The sequence below is a fragment of the Paracoccus sp. R12_2 genome (genome assembly GCF_017744015.1).
In the GTDB taxonomy this organism is placed as follows: domain Bacteria; phylum Pseudomonadota; class Alphaproteobacteria; order Rhodobacterales; family Rhodobacteraceae; genus Paracoccus.
The window spans coordinates 1-16,994 of record NZ_JAGHRA010000004.1 but is presented as its reverse complement, the minus strand read 5'-3'; the positions used below and the strand labels follow the sequence as shown (position 1 = coordinate 16,994).

The window sequence follows — 16,994 nt, the reverse complement described above, 5'->3', positions numbered from 1 at the left end:
GGAAAGGGCCGGTTTTGCAAAAACTGCAGGACTATTGGAACGAGCGAAGCTCGCAGCAGAAACTGATTCTCGCGGCTGCATTCCTGACCACCTTCCTCGCGATCGCGGGATTTGGCTGGATGGCCAGCAGGCCCGGTCTTTCGATGCTGTATGGCGGTCTGGACGCTGCGCAGTCCGGCGAAGTGATTGCTGGAATTGAACGCGCGGGTGTCGCCTACGAGGTACGCGGCGACGCGATCTGGGTCGATGACAGTCAGCGCGACCGGCTTCGCATGGACCTTGCGGCGCAGGGCCTGCCGGCTTCGGGAAGCGCAGGATACGAGTTGCTGGACGGGATGTCGGGCTTCGGCACCACCTCGCAGATGTTCGACGCCGCATATTGGCGCGCCAAAGAGGGTGAGCTTGCGCGCACCATCCTGGCGTTGCCGAACGTCAAGACGGCACGCGTGCATCTTGCGGTCGAGAACGGTCGCGGATACCGCCGCGACATCACCGGAAGCGCCTCGGTCACGCTGACCACGAGTGGCGGGCAGATCACGCGTGAACAGGCGGCCGCACTGCGCTATCTGGTCTCGTCCGGCGTCCCGGGAATGCAACCTGAGGCGGTGACGGTCATCGACAGCCAGCGTGGCATCGTTTCAGCGACCGAGGATACCGCGGGCCATGATCGCGCGACCGAGATGAAGCGAAATGTCGAACGCATCCTCGAGCCCCATGTGGGCATTGGCAATGCGATCGTCGAGCTGAACCTGGATCTGGTCACCGAATCTGAAATGCTGACCGAGCAGCGATTCGATCCCGATCAGCGCGCGATGATCTCGCAAGTCACCGAGGAAACGACCGATCAAAGCCAATCGTCGGGTTCCGGGGCGGTCACGGCGGCGTCGAACCTGCCGGATACGGAAGAAGCCGCCGGCGATACGTCACAGGCATCCCGGTCCGAAAACCGCCAGCAGGCGAATTTCGAGGTCAGCCAGATCACGCGCGAGATCCAGCGGCAGCCAGGCGCAACCCGCCGCCTTACGGTCGCGGTTCTGGTCAACGGCGTCGCGCAGGCTGATGCGCAGGGTGACACTCAGCTGGTCCCGCGCCCGGAACAGGAACTTGCGGTATTGCGCGAACTGGTCGCTTCGGCGGTCGGCTATGATGAGACGCGCGGGGATCTGATCACCGTGAAATCGCTGCCCTTCGCAACGCTTGGCCAGAACGGCACACTGGCGCAGCCCGGACTTCTGGACCGGCTGGATCTGAACACATTGGTCCGGATTGCCCTGATCGGTATCTTCGCGCTGGCGGTGATCTTTGCGATCCTGCGTCCCGCGCTGCGGGGCCGCGCGTCGCCTCAGGCCGTGCCCGCTTTGCTGGACGACAGCGGTCCCGCAGCCGAGGCCGTCACCGGTACGATCGAAACGGACCAGCCCCAGATCATCGGATCGGACAGACTGCTACCGCTCCAGCCGGAACCTGCCGAACCCCTGTCCCTGCCCCATGGGGATCCGGTGGCGCGACTGCGCGGCATGATGCGCGAGCGGCATGAGGAAAGCGTGAAGATCCTGTCCGGCTGGATCGAAAACAAGGAGAGCGCGAGGTGACACTGGCGATGTTCAAGCTTGAATCTTTCACGACAGCGCTTGCGGGGCACGGGGCCAAGCTGTGCTATGACCGGCAGGCACTTGAAAAGGCTCACGCGGATGGCGTGGCCGAAGGGCTGGCGCGTCAGGAAGACGATCAGATGCGCAATCTTTGTGCGGGAATGGACCGTCTGGCACGTGCGCTGAGCGACGATGAGCAGCGCCGCGCGGCCCTGAGGTCGGAGGCAGTGACTGCGCTAAGCCCTATCTTCGATGCCATTCTCGACAACCTGGCGCCCGCTGCCGAATCAAAGCGCCTGGAAATCGCGCTGACCGAGGAATTGTCGCGCCTGGCGCAGATGGCCACGCCGTTACGGGCGCAGATAGCCTGTGGCGCAAGTCTGCGTGATCTGGTCGAGCGCTGCCTGACGGAAAGCGGTCTCGACAACATCGAAATCAGCGAGGTGCCCGCCGATCGTATCAGCCTGTCGCTGCAAGGCGGGCATATCGAGTTCGCGCCCGATCGGATCGCCGCCGGAATTCGGGCACTGATCGCGGAAATCAAGGAGAACGAGACACCATGGACGCACTGAAACATCTGATCGACACCGACAATATCCAGGTCGAGGTGACGATCCGCCTTGGAAAGACTCACCAGACCGTCGCGCAGCTTTCCTCGCTTCGCGCCGATGATGTCCTGATCCTGGAGCAGTCGATCGAGGACGGGGTCGAGATTTGCGTCGGCGACAAGGTCATCGCGCGCGGCGAACTGACAGGCGACGGGTCCCCCGAAGACCGACTTTGCGTTCGGATCATCGGCGCAACGGAGGCGATGTGACCGCGCGGTTGCTGATCCTGATCGCCGGTCTGGCGTTGACCCCTGCAGCGTCACTTGCGCAGGATCCGGGAATGATGGATCAGGCGGCGGCAGGGCTGGGCCAGAACGCCGTGATGCTGGTTCTGGCACTGACCGCCCTGTCGCTTGCGCCCGGCATCGCCATCATGGTGACGTGTTTTCCGTTCATCGTCACCGTACTGTCGATCCTGAGACAGGCAATCGGGCTGCAACAATCCCCCCCCAACATGCTGATCGTCAGCCTGGCGATGTTCCTGACGTGGTTCATCATGGACCCCGTGTTGCGAGAGGCATGGCAGTCCGCGGGCGCGCCGTTGCGCGACGGCACGATCGGCATCGCCGAGGCTTTCCAGCGCGGCATTGTCCCGTTTCAGGGTTTTATGGCGGCGCGAACGGATCCTGACACGCTGGCCGGTCTGGCGGAGATCGCACCGGGCGCGGACAGCGAAGCAAACCGGCTGTCGGTCATGATCCCGGCCTTCATGCTGTCCGAGATCCAGCGCGCTTTCGAGATCGGCTTCCTGATCGCGTTGCCGTTCCTGATCATCGATCTGGTGGTGTCGGCAGTGCTGATGTCGATGGGCATGATGATGGTACCGCCGGTCGTCGTATCGCTGCCGTTCAAGCTGGCGTTCTTCGTCGTGGTGGACGGTTGGTCAATGATCGCGGGCGCACTGGTCCGCAGCTATCAATAGCTGCCCATCGCACGCCCTTTACGCGCGCCCGCTTGACCCTCAGGCGCGGCGACCGGCCAGATGTTCGACGCCCAACACACTCAGCACCTTCGCTTCGATGTGGCACGCGTTCAAGGCCGAGTCATCATACATGGCAAGCGGCGCACCATGTTCGACGAAGCGATCCGGCAGCACCATCGACCTGTATTTCAAACCACTGTCGAACACGCCTTCCTCGGCCAGCAGCTGGGCAACATGGCTGCCGAATCCTCCGATCGCCCCTTCCTCGATCGTGATCAGAGCCTCGTGTTCCCGGGCAAGTTCAAGGATCAGGTCCCTATCCAGAGGCTTGGCGAAACGCGCGTCGGCAACGGTCGGACGGATGCCGCGCGCAGTCAACGCCTCGGCCGCCTCCAAGACTGATGCAAGCCGCGTTCCGAACGATAGCAGAGCCACGCCTTTGCCTTGCCGCACGATGCGACCCTTGCCAAGCGGCAGAACCTCGCCCCGTTCCGGCAGGTCGATCCCGACGCCCTCGCCACGCGGGAAACGGAACGCAATCGGGCCGTCGTCATGGGCGGCGGCCGTCGCGACCATATGCATCAGTTCGGCCTCATCGGCGGCGGCCATCACGACGAAACCCGGCAGATTCGCCAGGAAGGCAATATCGAACGCGCCTGCATGCGTCGGTCCGTCCTGCCCCACCAAACCGGCGCGGTCTATGGCAAAGCGCACCGGCAATCCCTGCACCGCCACGTCGTGAACAATCTGATCGTAGCCGCGCTGCAGGAATGTCGAATAGATGGTGCAGAAGGGTTTCAGCCCGCCAGCCGCCAACCCTGCCGAGAACGTCACCGCATGCTGCTCGGCGATCCCCACGTCGAAGCAGCGCCGCGGGAAACGTGTCGCGAATTGCTTGAGCCCGGTTCCGTCAGGCATCGCCGCGGTGACGCCGACAATATGGTCATCGCGCGCGGCTTCGTCGATCAGCGCGCTCGCGAAGACCGAGGTATAGCTTGGTGCGTTCGGCTTGGACTTGGTCTGCTTGCCTGTCACAAGATCGAATTTCGCGGTCGCATGGCCCCGATCGGCAGCATTCTCGGCCGGGGCATAGCCCTTGCCCTTGCGTGTGACGGTGTGGATCAGGACCGGGCCCGATGCCCGCGCCTTGACGGTCCGCAGCAGGGGCAGAAGCTGTTCCATGTCGTGGCCATCGACCGGACCGATATAGGAAAAGCCAAGCTCTTCGAACAACGTCCCGCCGACGGCCATTCCCTTCAGCATTTCCTTGGCCCGGCGCGCGCCTTCCTGCAGGGCTTCGGGCAGCATTCCGACCGCGCCTTTCGCCGCAGCCTTCAGTTCCTGGAACGGCCCGCCGGTGTACAGCCTGGTCAGATAGGAGGACATAGCACCGACGGGCGGCGCGATCGACATCTCGTTGTCGTTCAGGATCACGATCAGGCGCTTGCCCAGATGGCCCGCATTGTTCAGCGCCTCATAGGCCATCCCGGCGCTCATTGCGCCGTCGCCGATGACCGCGATCGAATCGCCCGGATCGCCGCCCAGATCGCGGGCTACCGCAAACCCCAGCGCGGCGGAAATCGAGGTCGAGGAATGCCCCGCGCCGAACGGGTCGAACGGGCTTTCGGCACGTTTGGTGAATCCGGCAAGGCCGCCGCCCATGCGCAAGGTGCGGATCCGGTCGCGCCGACCGGTCAGGATCTTGTGCGGATAGCACTGATGCCCGACATCCCAGATGATCTTGTCCCGGGGCGTGTCGAACACCGCATGCAGAGCCACGGTCAGTTCGACAACACCCAGGCCCGCGCCCAGATGTCCGCCGGTTTCGCTGACCGCGCTGATCGTCTCGGCGCGCAGTTCGTCGGCAAGCTGCCGCAGTTCGCGGTCGGACAGGTTCTTCAGGTCCGCCGGCAGGCTGACCCGATCAAGGACGGGTGTCTTCGGGCGTTCGGTCATGGCTGGCCCTCCGGGCGGGCGTCATTCAGGTGTCGCGTTCGATAACGAAACGCGCAAGCTCTCGCAAGTTTCCCGCAGCCTCGCCGTAACTTTCCAGCGCCGCTTCGGCGTCCTGCACCAGCCGACGGGCTTCACCCCTGGCGCCGTCCAGCCCCATGATCGACACGAAAGTGGCCTTTCCGGCCGCATCATCCTTGCCGACGCGCTTGCCGGTCACGTTCTCGTCACCAATCACGTCAAGGATGTCGTCCATGATCTGAAAGGCCAGTCCCAGCTTCGCGGCATAGCGGTCCAGATTATCTGGGTCTTCGCCCGCGATCAGCGGACCGGCCGTCGCGGCAAAGCGGATCAGCGCGCCGGTCTTTGCACCCTGCAATCGCTTGATCGCCTTCATGTCCAGCGGTTCGATCGAGGTTTCGGCCGCGATGTCCAGCGCCTGCCCCCAGACCATTCCACCTGCGCCGACCGCATCCGCGAATGCACGGATCAATCGAATGCGCGCCTCTGCATCCGCGACGGCATCATCGGCCAGCAGCCGAAAGGCCAGCGTCTGCAACGCGTCCCCGGCAAGAATCGCGGTCGCCTCGGACCATTGCACGTGGCAGGTGGGCATCCCCCGCCGCAGGTCGTCATCATCCATCGACGGCAGATCGTCATGGACAAGGCTGTAGGCATGCAGCGCCTCGACGGCCGCTGCGACCGGCAATGCGGCGTCATCGGAGACACCGTGCAGCCGCGCCGATTCCATCACCAGGAAAGCCCGGATCCGCTTGCCGCCGACCGTGGCATAAGCCATCGCGTCGGCCAGTTCGCCCGACGGCAGCAAGGCAATCGCCGAGTCCAGCGCGGCCTGAACCTGCGCCTTCACCTCGTCCATACGGGTCTGCATCACAAGCCCTCGGCCGGTTCCGATCCGGTCGGCTGACCGCTTGCGGACAAGGTGATCTTCTCGACACGCTCCTCGGCCTCGCGCAGGCGCTTTTCGCAATGCGCGCGCAGTTTCGCGCCGCGCTCGTACAGAGCGATGGATTCCTCCAGCGTCGCCTCGCCGGTTTCCAGCTTGCCAACGGTCGTTTCCAGTTCGCGCATGGCGTCCTCGAAAGACAGTTTCTCGATCTCGCTCATTTTCCGGCCTCCATCAGCACCTCGACATGGGCACGGACCGACCGTCCCAAGGCGGCCAGATCATAGCCACCTTCCAAACAGGATACCACCGGCGCACCGCACCATCCCGCCACGTCGCATATCATCCGGGTGATCGCGACGAAATCGTCTTCAGTCCAGTTCAACTGGGCAAGCGGATCGTCGCGATGCGCGTCGAACCCGGCGGACAGCAAGACCAACTGAGGCGAAAATTCACGGCACCGGTCAAGGATCACTTTCCATGCCTGCCGTGCCTCGGCGCCCCCCGACCCGGCAGTCAGAGGCACGTTCAGGATCTGATCATGCGCGCCCCGCTCGGCCGCAGAGCCCGTACCGGGGAACAATGGCATCTGGTGGCTGGACGCGAAGAAGGCCCGCTTTTCGTCCCACAGCAGATCCTGCGTGCCATTCCCGTGATGCACGTCAAAATCAAGAACCGCGACCCGGTCCAGCCCGTGATGATCCATCGCCCGCCTTGCCGCGATGGCGACCGTGCCGAGGAAACAGAAGCCCATCGGCGTCTCGCGTTCGGCGTGATGACCCGGCGGGCGCATCGCGACAAAGGCGCTGTCGGCCTCGGACGCCAGAACGGCGTCAACCGCGGCGCAGGCGCCGCCGACGGCACGCGATGCCGCCTGAAGGCTGCCCGGGGACATGCTGGTATCGGCGTCCAGCATCCGGAATCCGTCCTCTGGCCGTGCCGCGCGCAGCCGGTCCAGATACGAGCCGGGATGACAGCGCAGGATGTCCCGATCTTCGGCCAGTGGCGCGTCGCGCACCACAAGGTCCAGCCCGGCCAGCGCAGACGTGACGGCGCCGTATCGGGCGACCTGTTCGGGATGGCTCGGTGGCATCAGATGTGCCTCGGCGTCGGAATGCGAAAACAGCAGGGTCGTCATTCGGCTCTCCTCCCAGAATGCCTGCGTTGCACTGTCGCCAGATTATCCGTGTGTGCAAGGTCAAGCAGTTCGGGGATCAGGCAACAAGCCGCTGCCCGTCATGCCCCACGATGTCGGTCTCGATCAGCGTTCCTTCCTGCTGATCCTCGGCAAAGCTCACCTCGGTGAACTGTTCGGTTCGACCAAGGCGTGGCCCTTCGGTCAGCACCCGATGCCTGTGCCCGATCTGCGCCTCGAGATGGCGGCGCAGCGCCGCATCACCCGCCTCGCGCAGGCGCGCCGCGCGATCACGGATCGCTGGCCCCTGCACGGCGGGCATCCGCGCCGCAGGGGTGCCCTTGCGCGCCGAATAGGGAAAGACATGCAGAAAGGTCAGGCCGCAATCCTCGACCAGTTTCAGGCTGTTGGCGAACATCGCCTCGGTTTCGGTCGGAAAGCCCGCGATGATGTCGGCACCGAAGACGATATCGGGCCGCAAGCTGCGCGCGTCCTCACAGAACCGGATGGCGTCATCGCGCAGATGGCGGCGCTTCATCCGCTTCAGGATCATGTCGTCGCCGGCCTGCAACGACAGGTGCAGATGGGGCATCAGACGCGGTTCCGACGCGATGGCCAGCATCAGGTTTTCGTCCGCCTCGATGGAATCGATGCTGCTGATTCGCAGGCGCGGCAGATCCGGCACAAGGCGCAGGATTCGCATGACCAGATCGCCAAGGCGCGGCGTGGCGGGCAGATCCGCCCCCCAGCTGGTCAGATCGACGCCGGTCAGCACCACTTCGTTGAAGCCGCGCCCGACCAGCCGCTTGATCTGTTCAACCACGACCCCGGCGGGGACCGAGCGCGAATTGCCGCGACCGTAGGGAATGATGCAGAAGGTGCAGCGGTGATCGCAGCCGTTCTGCACCTGCACATAGGCGCGATGGCGACCAAACCCGTCGATCAGATGACCCGCTGTTTCCGTGACCGACATGATGTCGTCCACCCGGATCTTTTCGGTGTCGCCGATCAGGTCCGGCGCGCGCATGGCGTTCCAGGTATCGGGCTGCATCTTTTCGTGATTGCCGATGACCTTGGTCACCTCGGGCATCGCCGCGAAGGTTTCGGGTTCGGTCTGCGCCGCGCAGCCGGTGACGATGACAGGTGCGCCCGGATTTTCGCGGGCAAGCCTGCGGATTTCCTGCCGCGCCTTGCGCACCGCCTCGGCCGTCACCGCGCAGGTGTTGACCACAACGGCACCGGTCAGACCGGCAGCGTCCGCCATCTCGCGCATCGCCTCGGTCTCATAGGCATTCAGCCTGCAGCCAAGTGTCGAAAATACGGGCGCACTCATGCCGACAACCACTGAGGCGTCAGCACGCCCGAAAAGACATGTGCGGTCGGACCCTGCATCCAAACGCCGTCCTCGCGCCAGTCGATCATCAGCACGCCGCCCGGCACGTTGACCTTGACGCGACGTCCGGTCAGGCCGCGCCGCGCCGCCGCAACGGCCGCCGCGCAGGAACACGACCCCGAGGCCAGCGTCGGCCCGGTTCCACGTTCCCATATCCGCAGCACGATCTCGTCCTGCGCGATCACCTGCACGATCTCGACATTGGTGCGCTGCGGATAGAGGGGATGATGTTCGTGTTCGGCGCCGAAGCGTTCCAGATCGACGCTTGCAGCATCCTCGACGAAAAAGGTCATGTGCGGATTGCCCATGCCGGTGGCGACCGGATCACCGGGTAGCGGCAGGTGATCGATGTCCACGGGCTGCGCCAGCGGGATCGCCTGCCAGTCCAGAACCGGATGCCCCATGTTCACCCGTGTCAGCCCGTTCCCGGCATCCTCGGCGATCAGGATGGCATGATCCGTTCTCAGACTCAGCCGGTCTGTGCCGGTCTCGTCCATCACGAATCGCGCAATGCAGCGCGTCGCGTTCCCGCAGGCAGAGCTGAGCGAGCCGTCGGCATTCCAGAATCTCAGTCTCAGATCGGCCTGGTCATCGGTGCCGATTGCGGCGAACTGATCGAAACCGACCCCGCGATGCCGGTCCGCAAGTCGCGCAATCACCTCTGGCGCAGGGACTTCGCCACCTGCGCGCAAATCGATCACTACAAAGTCGTTGCCCAGCCCATGCATCTTCATGAAGGGCATTCCGGCGGCGAAAAAATCACTCATCGAGGCGCATATAGGCCTCTTTCAAGAATTCCGCCAGTGGTCGCGACTTTTCCGCTTGACGCCCAAAGTCACCGCACCTAGTAAGCGCCCCGTGTCCGGTCCGTAGCGTGTTCGCTGGAACAGCTAGCCAGCAGGAAACGGATCAAGACACGATAACTGGTTGGTCTTTTGGAAGTAATCAGTTTAGGACAAGAAGCTAGGACGACCGTTAAGGTAGTCCGGCACAGAGGATGGGCCGTTAGCTCAGTTGGTAGAGCAACTGACTTTTAATCAGTGGGTCGCAGGTTCGAATCCTGCACGGCTCACCATCTTCCCTAACAGAATGGTCGATTTGGCGATTTCGATTATTCGGATGCGTCCGACACCCCCGGCAGGGTCCACGACGGACGGTTCTGGCAGTCTGTCCAGTCGTGCTGTTCCGAACGCAGTTCATCTGGCAGCGGAACCTCATCGGCGCGTTTCCCTGACCACCGCCCCATCGCAGATCGCAATCCTCACCGACACAGGTCGTACCGCTGTGATTGACGATCGCCCTCCGGCGGCGCGCGAGATCCGATATAGTGGCGTTGCCCGCTTTCCGCGGTCGCCACGCGGCAGCTCCGCAAGAGAGCGCCCCAGAGAAGCGGGTCATGCCGATGATGGCGGGAACGGATGCCAGAGGCGAAAAAACTCAGCGCCCGGTGACCATGCCGACGGCCCGGACGGGTCAGAAATCTGACGGAAAGCCAGAAATATCTGACCGGCGATAGTAGCGGTGTCAGATGTCAGTGATTCTTGACTCAATCAGGTCCAGTTTCTTGGAGATCGGCGGAAGCCCTGTCAGGCACTTCTGCCCCAAACTTCAAGCATTTCCACCCCATGTTACTGCCGACCGCTAGCTGCCTTTGGGGGTGAACTCGGCCCAAATCCAGCATTGATCCGGAGATCGGACGCCACCTTCACCGATTCGGACGTTCTATGCAGACCGCAGCATTGCGGACGAAGCTGACGTTCCCCGCTGCTTAAGCAAGGACAGGAGCTGACCCAATGCCACCGAACGTTCGATCGCGAGAATCGGGCTTCCAAAGATCTTCAAGAATTACTCGCCGAGGATCAACCGGATAAGATCTGCGACATGGCAGATCCCAAGGTCATTCGCGTTCCTCTGGTGCCACGCGAGGTGCAGAGGAAAGGCATCGACCGCGAGCGGCGGCGGAACCCCGACGAGGTCGTCGTTGCGCCGTTCCTGAAACGATCTTCGGGGCAACATGGCAAGCAGATCGGTTGACAAGAGTATATCCGGGACAAGTTGAAATGACGGGACCACAAGCCCGACCTGACGGAAAAGGCCCATCGCATGGAGGCTCTCGTCCAGGGGCGTGTGCCGCTCGCCTCGTCCCGGCGTCAAGTGCATGGTGAAGGGAGTTGCGGGCTGAGGTCTAGATCAGGCTTCGGAAGAAGGTCGAGATGCTCTTGGCGCACCTCAAACGCATCCTTGGCCTCGGCCGGCTTCGATTGCGTGGCCCATGTGGCGCAAACTACAAATTTCTCCGCGCCGCTACCGCCCGGAACCTCCGGAAGCTGGCGAAGATCTTTCCCGCACCGCAGCAAACTCGAAAAGCCTGACAAAAAAGGCTTCTGCACCAATCACCAGTCCCAACCTTCTGCACTCGCGAACGGCTGTTTTTCCACAGAGCAATCTCAGAGCGGCGATGCGGCAGACGCGGCCCGCGATTGTCGCTCTGCAGCGTAGGGGATTTGCTATGTTCGGGCATCGGCGTGGTGCCGAAGACGAGGCGTGCTTGGTGGATCGGAGGAACCGCCATGCCGACTATAGACCTGCCAGCCATCCGCGCCTGCCTTCCCACTTGGAACAGGGGCCGCATCGTCGGCCAGAAGCGTCCGCTCGAAGCGAAGCATGTCTGGGCGATCCGGGTCCGCCTCGAGATCGCTCAGCGGACTCGCGAGCTGGCGCTTTTCAATCTCGCCGCCGAAAGCAAGTTGCGCGGATGCGACCTGGTGAAGCTGAAGGTCAGCCGAGGTCTATGCGGCCGGAAATGTCAAGCGCCGCGCCTCGATCATACAGAGCAAAACCTGGGCATTGGTCAGCTTTGAAATTACCGAGGGGACGCGAAAAGCCATCGCGACTTGGCTCGAGGCTCCGCTTATGGTCGGATCGGAGCATCTTTGGCCGGGGCGCTTTCACCAACCCCGGCATATTTCTAGAAGGCAATATGCCCGCCTCATGCGGGGCTGTGTGACCTCGATCGGTCTCGAGCCAAGCGCCTACGGAACCCGGCGAACCAAGGTTGCGTAGATATATCGCAACAATGGCAGCCTCCGCGCGGTGCAGCTTCTGTTCGGCCATACGAAGATGGATAGCACGGTGCGCTACCTCGGCGTCGAGTTCGAAGATGCGCTCGCCATCGGGGAGGCGGTGGAACACTGAGAAACCGGGCTGGTCGGTAGCGCCCGGTCCACAACTGCCGATAGGGCGACCCAGATTGGCTCTCCGAAGCTGCCGTTGGAGCAGGTCGGGATGAAAGGACCGTGCGGCCGTTCCGTTGACAACCTCGTCGTTCAAGCCGACCTGATCTGAAATCATCAAGGTCCGCGACCAAAGTCCACCATCGCACCAGCGTATCCTGGTTGTACTATGGTGCGAGGAGGAAGTTTTCATGGTCGAACGTCATCACGTCGACGAGATCGCGCAGGTTCTGGACGGTCATGCGACAGGCCGCGACAGTTATGTGGATGCCTCCTGGCGGCGATGCGTCGAGATCTACGGCATGGACCCGACACGCCGTGATCCGGCCCACATCGTCACGGAAGCCGAGTTTCGCACGCACCGCGAGCAGGCCGATTGGATGATCGGGGCGGCACGCTCCTGTCTCCAAAATCTGTTCCGGCAGGTCGCCGGGCAGAATTACGTGCTGCTGCTGACGGATGCCAAAGGCGTCTGCGTCGATTTTTTCGGTGACGATCTCTTTCTGGACGATTTGCGCGGAGCAGGCCTTTACCTGGGCTCGAACTGGTCCGAGGATCTCGCCGGAACATGCGGCGTCGGTGCCTGCATCGTGACCGGCGAACCGGTGACTGTCCATCAGGATGACCATTTCGGAAATGCGCATACGGATCTGTCCTGCACGTCCGCGCCGATATACGACAGTCTGGGTCAACTGGCGGCGGTGCTCGATATCTCGCTGCTACGATCGCCGTCCCCCAAAAGCAGCCAGAACCTTGCCATGTCTCTGGTCATGGCGGCTGCGCGACGCGTCGAGATGGCGAACCTCATGGCTGCAAGCCGTCGAGAATGGGTGCTACGGTTTTCATCCAGTCCCGAGTTCCTTGATGTGGACCCGGAAGCGGCCGTTGCCCTTGATGGTTCAGGCAAAGTGATCGGCGCCACCCGCGCCGCAACCCGGATGCTTTCGGGCGGCAGGAACCTGATCGGCGCGCCTATCGACAGCCTGTTGGGGCTGAGTGTCGATGACTTGCCCGACCTGATGCGCGACCGTCCGACAGAGGAACGGGTCGTGGCTCTGGGCGATGGCGGCGCAGTTTTCGGACATGCGATTGCACCGCAGGCGCCGCGACGGATGCAAAAGGTGAACCACGCTCTGCAAAGACGGGCGCAGGGCTGGTTTGGCGGGGCATTGGCAGGAAGCGATCCGACCATGTCACGCGTTCTGTCGCAAGCAGAGCGGCTTGCGTCGACATCTGTCCCCCTGGTGATCTGCGGCGAGAGTGGCAGCGGCAAGACCAAGCTTGCGCGCGCCATTCACATGGCCTCTCGTCGCAGAGGATTCGCGGTTCTGGACTGCGCCGGAGCAGGGCCGAAGGATATGCGCGAAGCACTGACTGCTCAGAGCGGACCGACAACATTGCTGTTGCTGCGCATCGAGAATTTGTCACCAGAGACCGCGCAGTTGCTGCCAGGCCTTCTGGATGCGAATCCCGATCTGCGTCCTGTCGCAACCAGCGGTCAGTCCCATACACCACTTGCCTCACGAGAGGCGCTGCCGTCGGAGCTTTTGTTCCGGCTTTCGGGGTCCGTGCTCGAACTTCCCCCTCTGCGCGAGCGGCAGGATCTGGGCTGGTTGATCGACCGGCTGCTCGGTCGGCGCAGCGGTGGTGAAATGCGCCTGACGCCTTCGGCACGGGCCGAGTTGATGGCTCGCGACTGGCCGGGAAACCTTCGCGAACTCGGGAATGTTCTCGATGTCGCCTGCGCATTGGCAGAGAGCAATGTGATCGACCTTCCGGATCTTCCTGCCGCCCCGCAGGCACGCGAGCAAGAGCAGAATCTGGAAGCGGTGCTGGACGCCTGCAACTGGAACATGGCCCGCGCCGCGCGCCGTCTGGGGGTCAACCGTTCAACCGTTCTGCGCCGTATCCGCAAGGAAAGGTTGCGCGCGCCGGACTGAGATGTTGCGCGGCGTTGCATGTGCAACATGCTGCATTGCAGCAGCGCCGAAAGCAGGGATTTCTGCCAGATTAGCGTGGAGCTGATGCAGGTCCTTTCGCCACTGTCTGCTCATCACATTGCCGATGAGGAGGAAACGCAATGCTAGACTCGACAGTAAATGCGCAGATGCAGCAGACGCTCGACAGCTTGAACGCCGCCTTGCAGGCTGACGACGCACAGGCTGCAAGCGCGCTGTTTGCCACCGACAGCTACTGGCGCGATCTGGTCGCCGTGACATGGAACCTGAAGACGGTAGAGGGGCCGTCCGGTGTTCAGGACATGCTGACGGCGCAGTTGAAACACACCAAACCGCGCGACTTTGCCGTTCAGGATGGCGAAATTCCCGACGAAGATGGGGGTGTCATCACCGCATGGATTACCTTCGAGACCGCCGTGGGCCGGGGATGGGGCCTGATGCGCCTTAAGGATGGGCGGATCTGGACGCTGCTGACCGCACTTCAGGAATTGAAGGGCTTTGAGGAGAACAGGGGCAATCGGCGCCCGATGGGTGCGGAACACGGCGCCGCAAAGAACCGGAAATCGTGGAAGGAAATGCGCGAAGCCGAGGCGGCCGAACTGGGGTATGCCAAGCAGCCATACACGGTGATCGTCGGTGGCGGACAGGGCGGCATAGCCCTTGGTGCGCGGCTGCGCCAACTTGGGGTACCGACCATCGTTCTCGACAAGCACGACCGGCCCGGCGATCAATGGCGGTCGCGTTACAAGTCGCTCTGCCTGCATGATCCGATCTGGTATGACCACCTGCCCTACATCAAGTTCCCCGACAACTGGCCGGTCTTCACGCCCAAGGACAAGGTCGGAGACTGGCTTGAGATGTATACCAAGGTGATGGAGATCAATTACTGGACCCGTTCCGAGGTTCAGAGCGCGCAGTACGACGAGGACACCGGGACCTGGACGATAAAGGTCAACCGCGATGGCGAAGAGGTCACGCTGCGTCCGACGCAACTCGTGTTGGCCACCGGCATGTCGGGCAAGCCTAACATGCCGGAGTTTCCGGGAATGGACAGCTTCAAGGGCACAATTCAGCACAGTTCACAACATGACGGCCCGGATGCCTGGAGCGGCAAGAAGGTGGTCGTCGTGGGCTCGAACAATTCGGCCCATGACATCTGTGCCGCGCTCTGGGAAGCGGATGCCGATGTGACGATGGTCCAGCGATCGTCAACGCACATCGTGCGCTCGGACACGCTGATGGAAATCGGACTGGGTGCCTTGTACAGCGAAGAGGCGGTGGCTTCCGGGATGACCACGGAAAAGGCCGACATGGTCTTTGCCTCTCTGCCCTACCGGATCATGCACGAGTTTCAGATCCCGCTCTATGACCAGATGAGGGAACGCGATGCCGCGTTCTACGCAGGGCTAGAGAAGGCGGGCTTCGATCTTGACTGGGGCGACGATGGTTCGGGCCTGTTCATGAAATACCTGCGGCGCGGTTCCGGTTACTACATCGATGTCGGTGCAAGCCAGTTGATCATCGACGGCGAGGTGAAGCTTGTGAAGGGCCAGTTGGAGCGCTTTGACCAGACCGGGGTGGTGCTGTCGGACGGCACACATCTGGATGCCGATCTGGTGGTCATGGCGACCGGTTACGGTTCGATGAACGGATGGGCTGCCGACCTCATCAGTCAGGACGTCGCTGACAAGGTGGGCAAGGTCTGGGGCCTTGGTTCTGACACCACGAAGGATCCGGGTCCTTGGGAAGGCGAGCAGCGCAACATGTGGAAACCGACCCAGCAGGAAAACCTGTGGTTCCATGGCGGCAACCTGCACCAGTCGCGGCATTACTCGCTGTATCTTGCACTGCAACTGAAGGCGCGAATGGAAGGGATTGATACCCCCGTCTACGGTCTTCAGCAGGTGCATCACCTGTCGTGACACGCGTGGCGGTGTGCCGGACAGCGGCACGCCTGAGCGCCTGGCCAGATCATTCCGCCGGGCGCAACCTTTGACAGACATGGGAGAAAGACACATGAAAGCAGCACGTTGGCATGGCGTGAAGGACATCCGCGTCGAAGACATCCCTGATCCAAGCCCCGGCCCGGGCGAAATCAGGATAAAGGTCGCCTGGACCGGAATCTGCGGAAGCGACCTGCACGAATATCTTGCCGGACCAATCTTCATCCCGGTTGGCGTGGACCATCCTCTCAGCCACGATCAGGCTCCGATAACGATGGGTCACGAATATTGTGGCATCGTTGCCGAACTGGGTGAAGGCGTCACCGACCTTTCAGTCGGAGATCGCGTCGCCATCGAACCGATCTTCGCCTGCGGGGAATGTCCCGCCTGCCTCGAAGGCAAGTACAACCTGTGCGACAGCTTGGGTTTCGTCGGCCTGTCCGGTGGCCATGGCGGTTTTGCCGCCTGCAGCGTCGTCCCGGCACGCATGGCTCACCGGATGCCGGACGGTCTGTCGGTGGAACAGGGGGCGTTGGTCGAACCAGCCGCGGTTGCCCTGCACGCGGTCCGACTGTCCAGGATCAAGGCCGGTGACAAGGCCGCGGTCTTTGGCGCAGGTCCGATCGGGCTGTTGGTGGTGGAATCGCTGCGCGTTGCGGGCGCGTCCGAGATCCACGTCGTGGAACCTTCCGAGGTGCGGCGGCAAAAGGCACTGGATCTTGGCGCGACCTCGGTGATTGACCCATCGGCAACGGATGCGGTCGCGGCGATCCGCAAGGCGACGGGCGGTGCCCATGTGACGTTCGAGGTGACCGGGGTGCCGCAGGTTCTGCCTCAGTGCATCGACGCCACGCGCCACGAGGGACAGGTTCTGATCGTGTCGATCTGGGAAACCGAAGCCTCATTCCAGCCCAACACAATTGTTCTCAAGGAGCGTCAGCTGCAGGGCACGATTGCTTACCGCAATGTCTATCCAGCCGTCATGGCGCTGATGCAGCAGGGCTATTTCAGCGCCGATCAACTTGTAACAAAGCGGATCGCGCTGGATGATATAGTCGCTGAAGGGTTCGAGGCGCTTGTCGCTGAGAAATCTCACGTGAAGATTCTGGTCGAGGCACCCGACTGACGGACCTCAGGAAAGAAAATCCGGCCGCCCTGATACGAAAAAAGCGGCCGGAGCGCCGGCATTTCGGCGCGGCATGACAAGCCTCACCTGCTGCCAGGGTAATCCCCCCATTTTTGTGGGGGCTTGGTCGTAGAATTTACGCGGCCATTCTCAGTTTCTGTGCGGGTGTCATCCCGCCGTTGCCCATGTTTGGGCGCTCATTGTTGTAGGACCAGAGCCATTCA

At 62.5% G+C, this 16,994-nt stretch carries 14 protein-coding genes, 1 tRNA gene and 2 pseudogenes; 10 read left to right on the top strand and 7 right to left on the bottom strand.

Going from position 1 to position 16,994, the window contains the following annotated elements:
• Positions 1 to 14 precede the first annotated feature (14 nt).
• Genes fliF through fliP form a run of 4 tightly spaced genes read left to right on the top strand, consistent with a single transcriptional unit; the run spans position 15 to position 3,122 of the window.
• The gene (gene fliF / locus J7359_RS06120; protein WP_247740222.1) at positions 15 to 1,592 is read left to right on the top strand and encodes a flagellar basal-body MS-ring/collar protein FliF; all 1,578 of its coding nucleotides are present in this window, start codon (positions 15 to 17) and stop codon (positions 1,590 to 1,592) included.
• Positions 1,593 to 1,600: 8 nt separating this feature from the next.
• Positions 1,601 to 2,164 carry a hypothetical protein gene (locus J7359_RS06115; protein WP_209055671.1) on the top strand — a complete coding sequence of 188 codons (564 nt, stop codon included), beginning with the start codon at positions 1,601 to 1,603 and terminating at the stop codon, positions 2,162 to 2,164.
• The gene (locus tag J7359_RS06110) at positions 2,152 to 2,409 is read left to right on the top strand and encodes a FliM/FliN family flagellar motor C-terminal domain-containing protein (RefSeq protein WP_209055670.1); all 258 of its coding nucleotides are present in this window, start codon (positions 2,152 to 2,154) and stop codon (positions 2,407 to 2,409) included. Before J7359_RS06115 ends, J7359_RS06110 begins: the two co-directional genes overlap by 13 nt.
• Positions 2,406 to 3,122, top strand: a complete 717-nt coding sequence (gene fliP, locus J7359_RS06105) for a flagellar type III secretion system pore protein FliP (RefSeq protein WP_348524341.1) — start codon at positions 2,406 to 2,408, stop codon at positions 3,120 to 3,122. Before J7359_RS06110 ends, fliP begins: the two co-directional genes overlap by 4 nt.
• Before the next feature lie 39 nt (positions 3,123 to 3,161).
• Here the strand turns inward: fliP and dxs are convergent, their stop codons facing one another.
• The 6 genes from dxs to dapF form a co-directional block, all read right to left on the bottom strand.
• Entirely contained in the window at positions 3,162 to 5,078 is a 1,917-nt protein-coding gene (gene dxs, locus J7359_RS06100) for a 1-deoxy-D-xylulose-5-phosphate synthase (RefSeq protein ID WP_209055669.1), read from the bottom strand.
• 25 nt (positions 5,079 to 5,103) lie between these two features.
• Positions 5,104 to 5,967, bottom strand: coding sequence for a farnesyl diphosphate synthase (locus J7359_RS06095; protein ID WP_209055668.1), 864 nt, complete (start codon positions 5,965 to 5,967; stop codon positions 5,104 to 5,106).
• On the bottom strand, positions 5,967 to 6,203 hold the full coding sequence (locus J7359_RS06090; RefSeq protein ID WP_209055667.1) for an exodeoxyribonuclease VII small subunit: 237 nt from the start codon (positions 6,201 to 6,203) through the stop codon (positions 5,967 to 5,969). Before J7359_RS06090 ends, J7359_RS06095 begins: the two co-directional genes overlap by 1 nt.
• Positions 6,200 to 7,120 carry a histone deacetylase family protein gene (locus J7359_RS06085; protein ID WP_209055666.1) on the bottom strand — a complete coding sequence of 307 codons (921 nt, stop codon included), beginning with the start codon at positions 7,118 to 7,120 and terminating at the stop codon, positions 6,200 to 6,202. Before J7359_RS06085 ends, J7359_RS06090 begins: the two co-directional genes overlap by 4 nt.
• A gap of 76 nt (positions 7,121 to 7,196) precedes the next feature.
• The gene (gene mtaB / locus J7359_RS06080) at positions 7,197 to 8,450 is read right to left on the bottom strand and encodes a tRNA (N(6)-L-threonylcarbamoyladenosine(37)-C(2))-methylthiotransferase MtaB (RefSeq protein WP_209055665.1); all 1,254 of its coding nucleotides are present in this window, start codon (positions 8,448 to 8,450) and stop codon (positions 7,197 to 7,199) included.
• Positions 8,447 to 9,277, bottom strand: coding sequence for a diaminopimelate epimerase (gene dapF / locus J7359_RS06075; RefSeq protein WP_247740221.1), 831 nt, complete (start codon positions 9,275 to 9,277; stop codon positions 8,447 to 8,449). Before dapF ends, mtaB begins: the two co-directional genes overlap by 4 nt.
• A gap of 232 nt (positions 9,278 to 9,509) precedes the next feature.
• On the opposite strand from dapF, the gene J7359_RS06070 reads away from it, so the two are divergent.
• A tRNA-Lys gene (locus tag J7359_RS06070) sits at positions 9,510 to 9,585 on the top strand.
• A 770-nt stretch (positions 9,586 to 10,355) separates the two neighbouring features.
• Here J7359_RS06070 and J7359_RS06065 read toward each other — a convergent pair.
• Positions 10,356 to 10,610, bottom strand: a complete 255-nt coding sequence (locus J7359_RS06065) for a hypothetical protein (protein ID WP_247740235.1) — start codon at positions 10,608 to 10,610, stop codon at positions 10,356 to 10,358.
• Positions 10,611 to 10,708: 98 nt separating this feature from the next.
• Here J7359_RS06065 and J7359_RS06060 point away from each other — a divergent pair.
• The 5 genes and pseudogenes from J7359_RS06060 to J7359_RS06040 all read left to right on the top strand — a co-directional run.
• Positions 10,709 to 10,882, top strand: a pseudogene (locus tag J7359_RS06060) (IS5/IS1182 family transposase); the annotation flags it as partial.
• Between the two features lie 198 nt (positions 10,883 to 11,080).
• Positions 11,081 to 11,705: pseudogene (locus J7359_RS06055) on the top strand (tyrosine-type recombinase/integrase).
• A gap of 229 nt (positions 11,706 to 11,934) precedes the next feature.
• Positions 11,935 to 13,683 (top strand): sigma-54-dependent Fis family transcriptional regulator, encoded by a 1,749-nt coding sequence (locus J7359_RS06050; RefSeq protein WP_209055663.1) that lies wholly within the window; start codon positions 11,935 to 11,937, stop codon positions 13,681 to 13,683.
• Positions 13,684 to 13,823: 140 nt separating this feature from the next.
• Positions 13,824 to 15,623, top strand: a complete 1,800-nt coding sequence (locus J7359_RS06045; RefSeq protein WP_209055662.1) for an NAD(P)/FAD-dependent oxidoreductase — start codon at positions 13,824 to 13,826, stop codon at positions 15,621 to 15,623.
• A gap of 94 nt (positions 15,624 to 15,717) precedes the next feature.
• A complete protein-coding gene (locus tag J7359_RS06040) occupies positions 15,718 to 16,770 on the top strand; it encodes a 2,3-butanediol dehydrogenase (protein ID WP_209055661.1) in 1,053 nt (350 codons plus the stop codon).
• Positions 16,771 to 16,994 lie beyond the last annotated feature (224 nt).

Bases quoted from the DNA above. Each gene is read 5' to 3' on its own strand.
- J7359_RS06095 (WP_209055668.1), bottom strand. From the start codon at position 5,967: ATGCAGACCCGTATGGACGAGGTGAAGGCGCAGGTTCAGGCCGCGCTG.
- dxs (WP_209055669.1), bottom strand. From the start codon at position 5,078: ATGACCGAACGCCCGAAGACACCCGTCCTTGATCGGGTCAGCCTGCCG.
- J7359_RS06065 (WP_247740235.1), bottom strand. From the start codon at position 10,610: ATGGGCCTTTTCCGTCAGGTCGGGCTTGTGGTCCCGTCATTTCAACTT.
- mtaB (WP_209055665.1), bottom strand. From the start codon at position 8,450: ATGAGTGCGCCCGTATTTTCGACACTTGGCTGCAGGCTGAATGCCTAT.
- J7359_RS06050 (WP_209055663.1), top strand. From the start codon at position 11,935: ATGGTCGAACGTCATCACGTCGACGAGATCGCGCAGGTTCTGGACGGT.
- J7359_RS06045 (WP_209055662.1), top strand. From the start codon at position 13,824: ATGCTAGACTCGACAGTAAATGCGCAGATGCAGCAGACGCTCGACAGC.
- J7359_RS06115 (WP_209055671.1), top strand. From the start codon at position 1,601: ATGTTCAAGCTTGAATCTTTCACGACAGCGCTTGCGGGGCACGGGGCC.
- J7359_RS06040 (WP_209055661.1), top strand. From the start codon at position 15,718: ATGAAAGCAGCACGTTGGCATGGCGTGAAGGACATCCGCGTCGAAGAC.
- J7359_RS06090 (WP_209055667.1), bottom strand. From the start codon at position 6,203: ATGAGCGAGATCGAGAAACTGTCTTTCGAGGACGCCATGCGCGAACTG.
- dapF (WP_247740221.1), bottom strand. From the start codon at position 9,277: ATGAGTGATTTTTTCGCCGCCGGAATGCCCTTCATGAAGATGCATGGG.
- J7359_RS06110 (WP_209055670.1), top strand. From the start codon at position 2,152: ATGGACGCACTGAAACATCTGATCGACACCGACAATATCCAGGTCGAG.
- J7359_RS06085 (WP_209055666.1), bottom strand. From the start codon at position 7,120: ATGACGACCCTGCTGTTTTCGCATTCCGACGCCGAGGCACATCTGATG.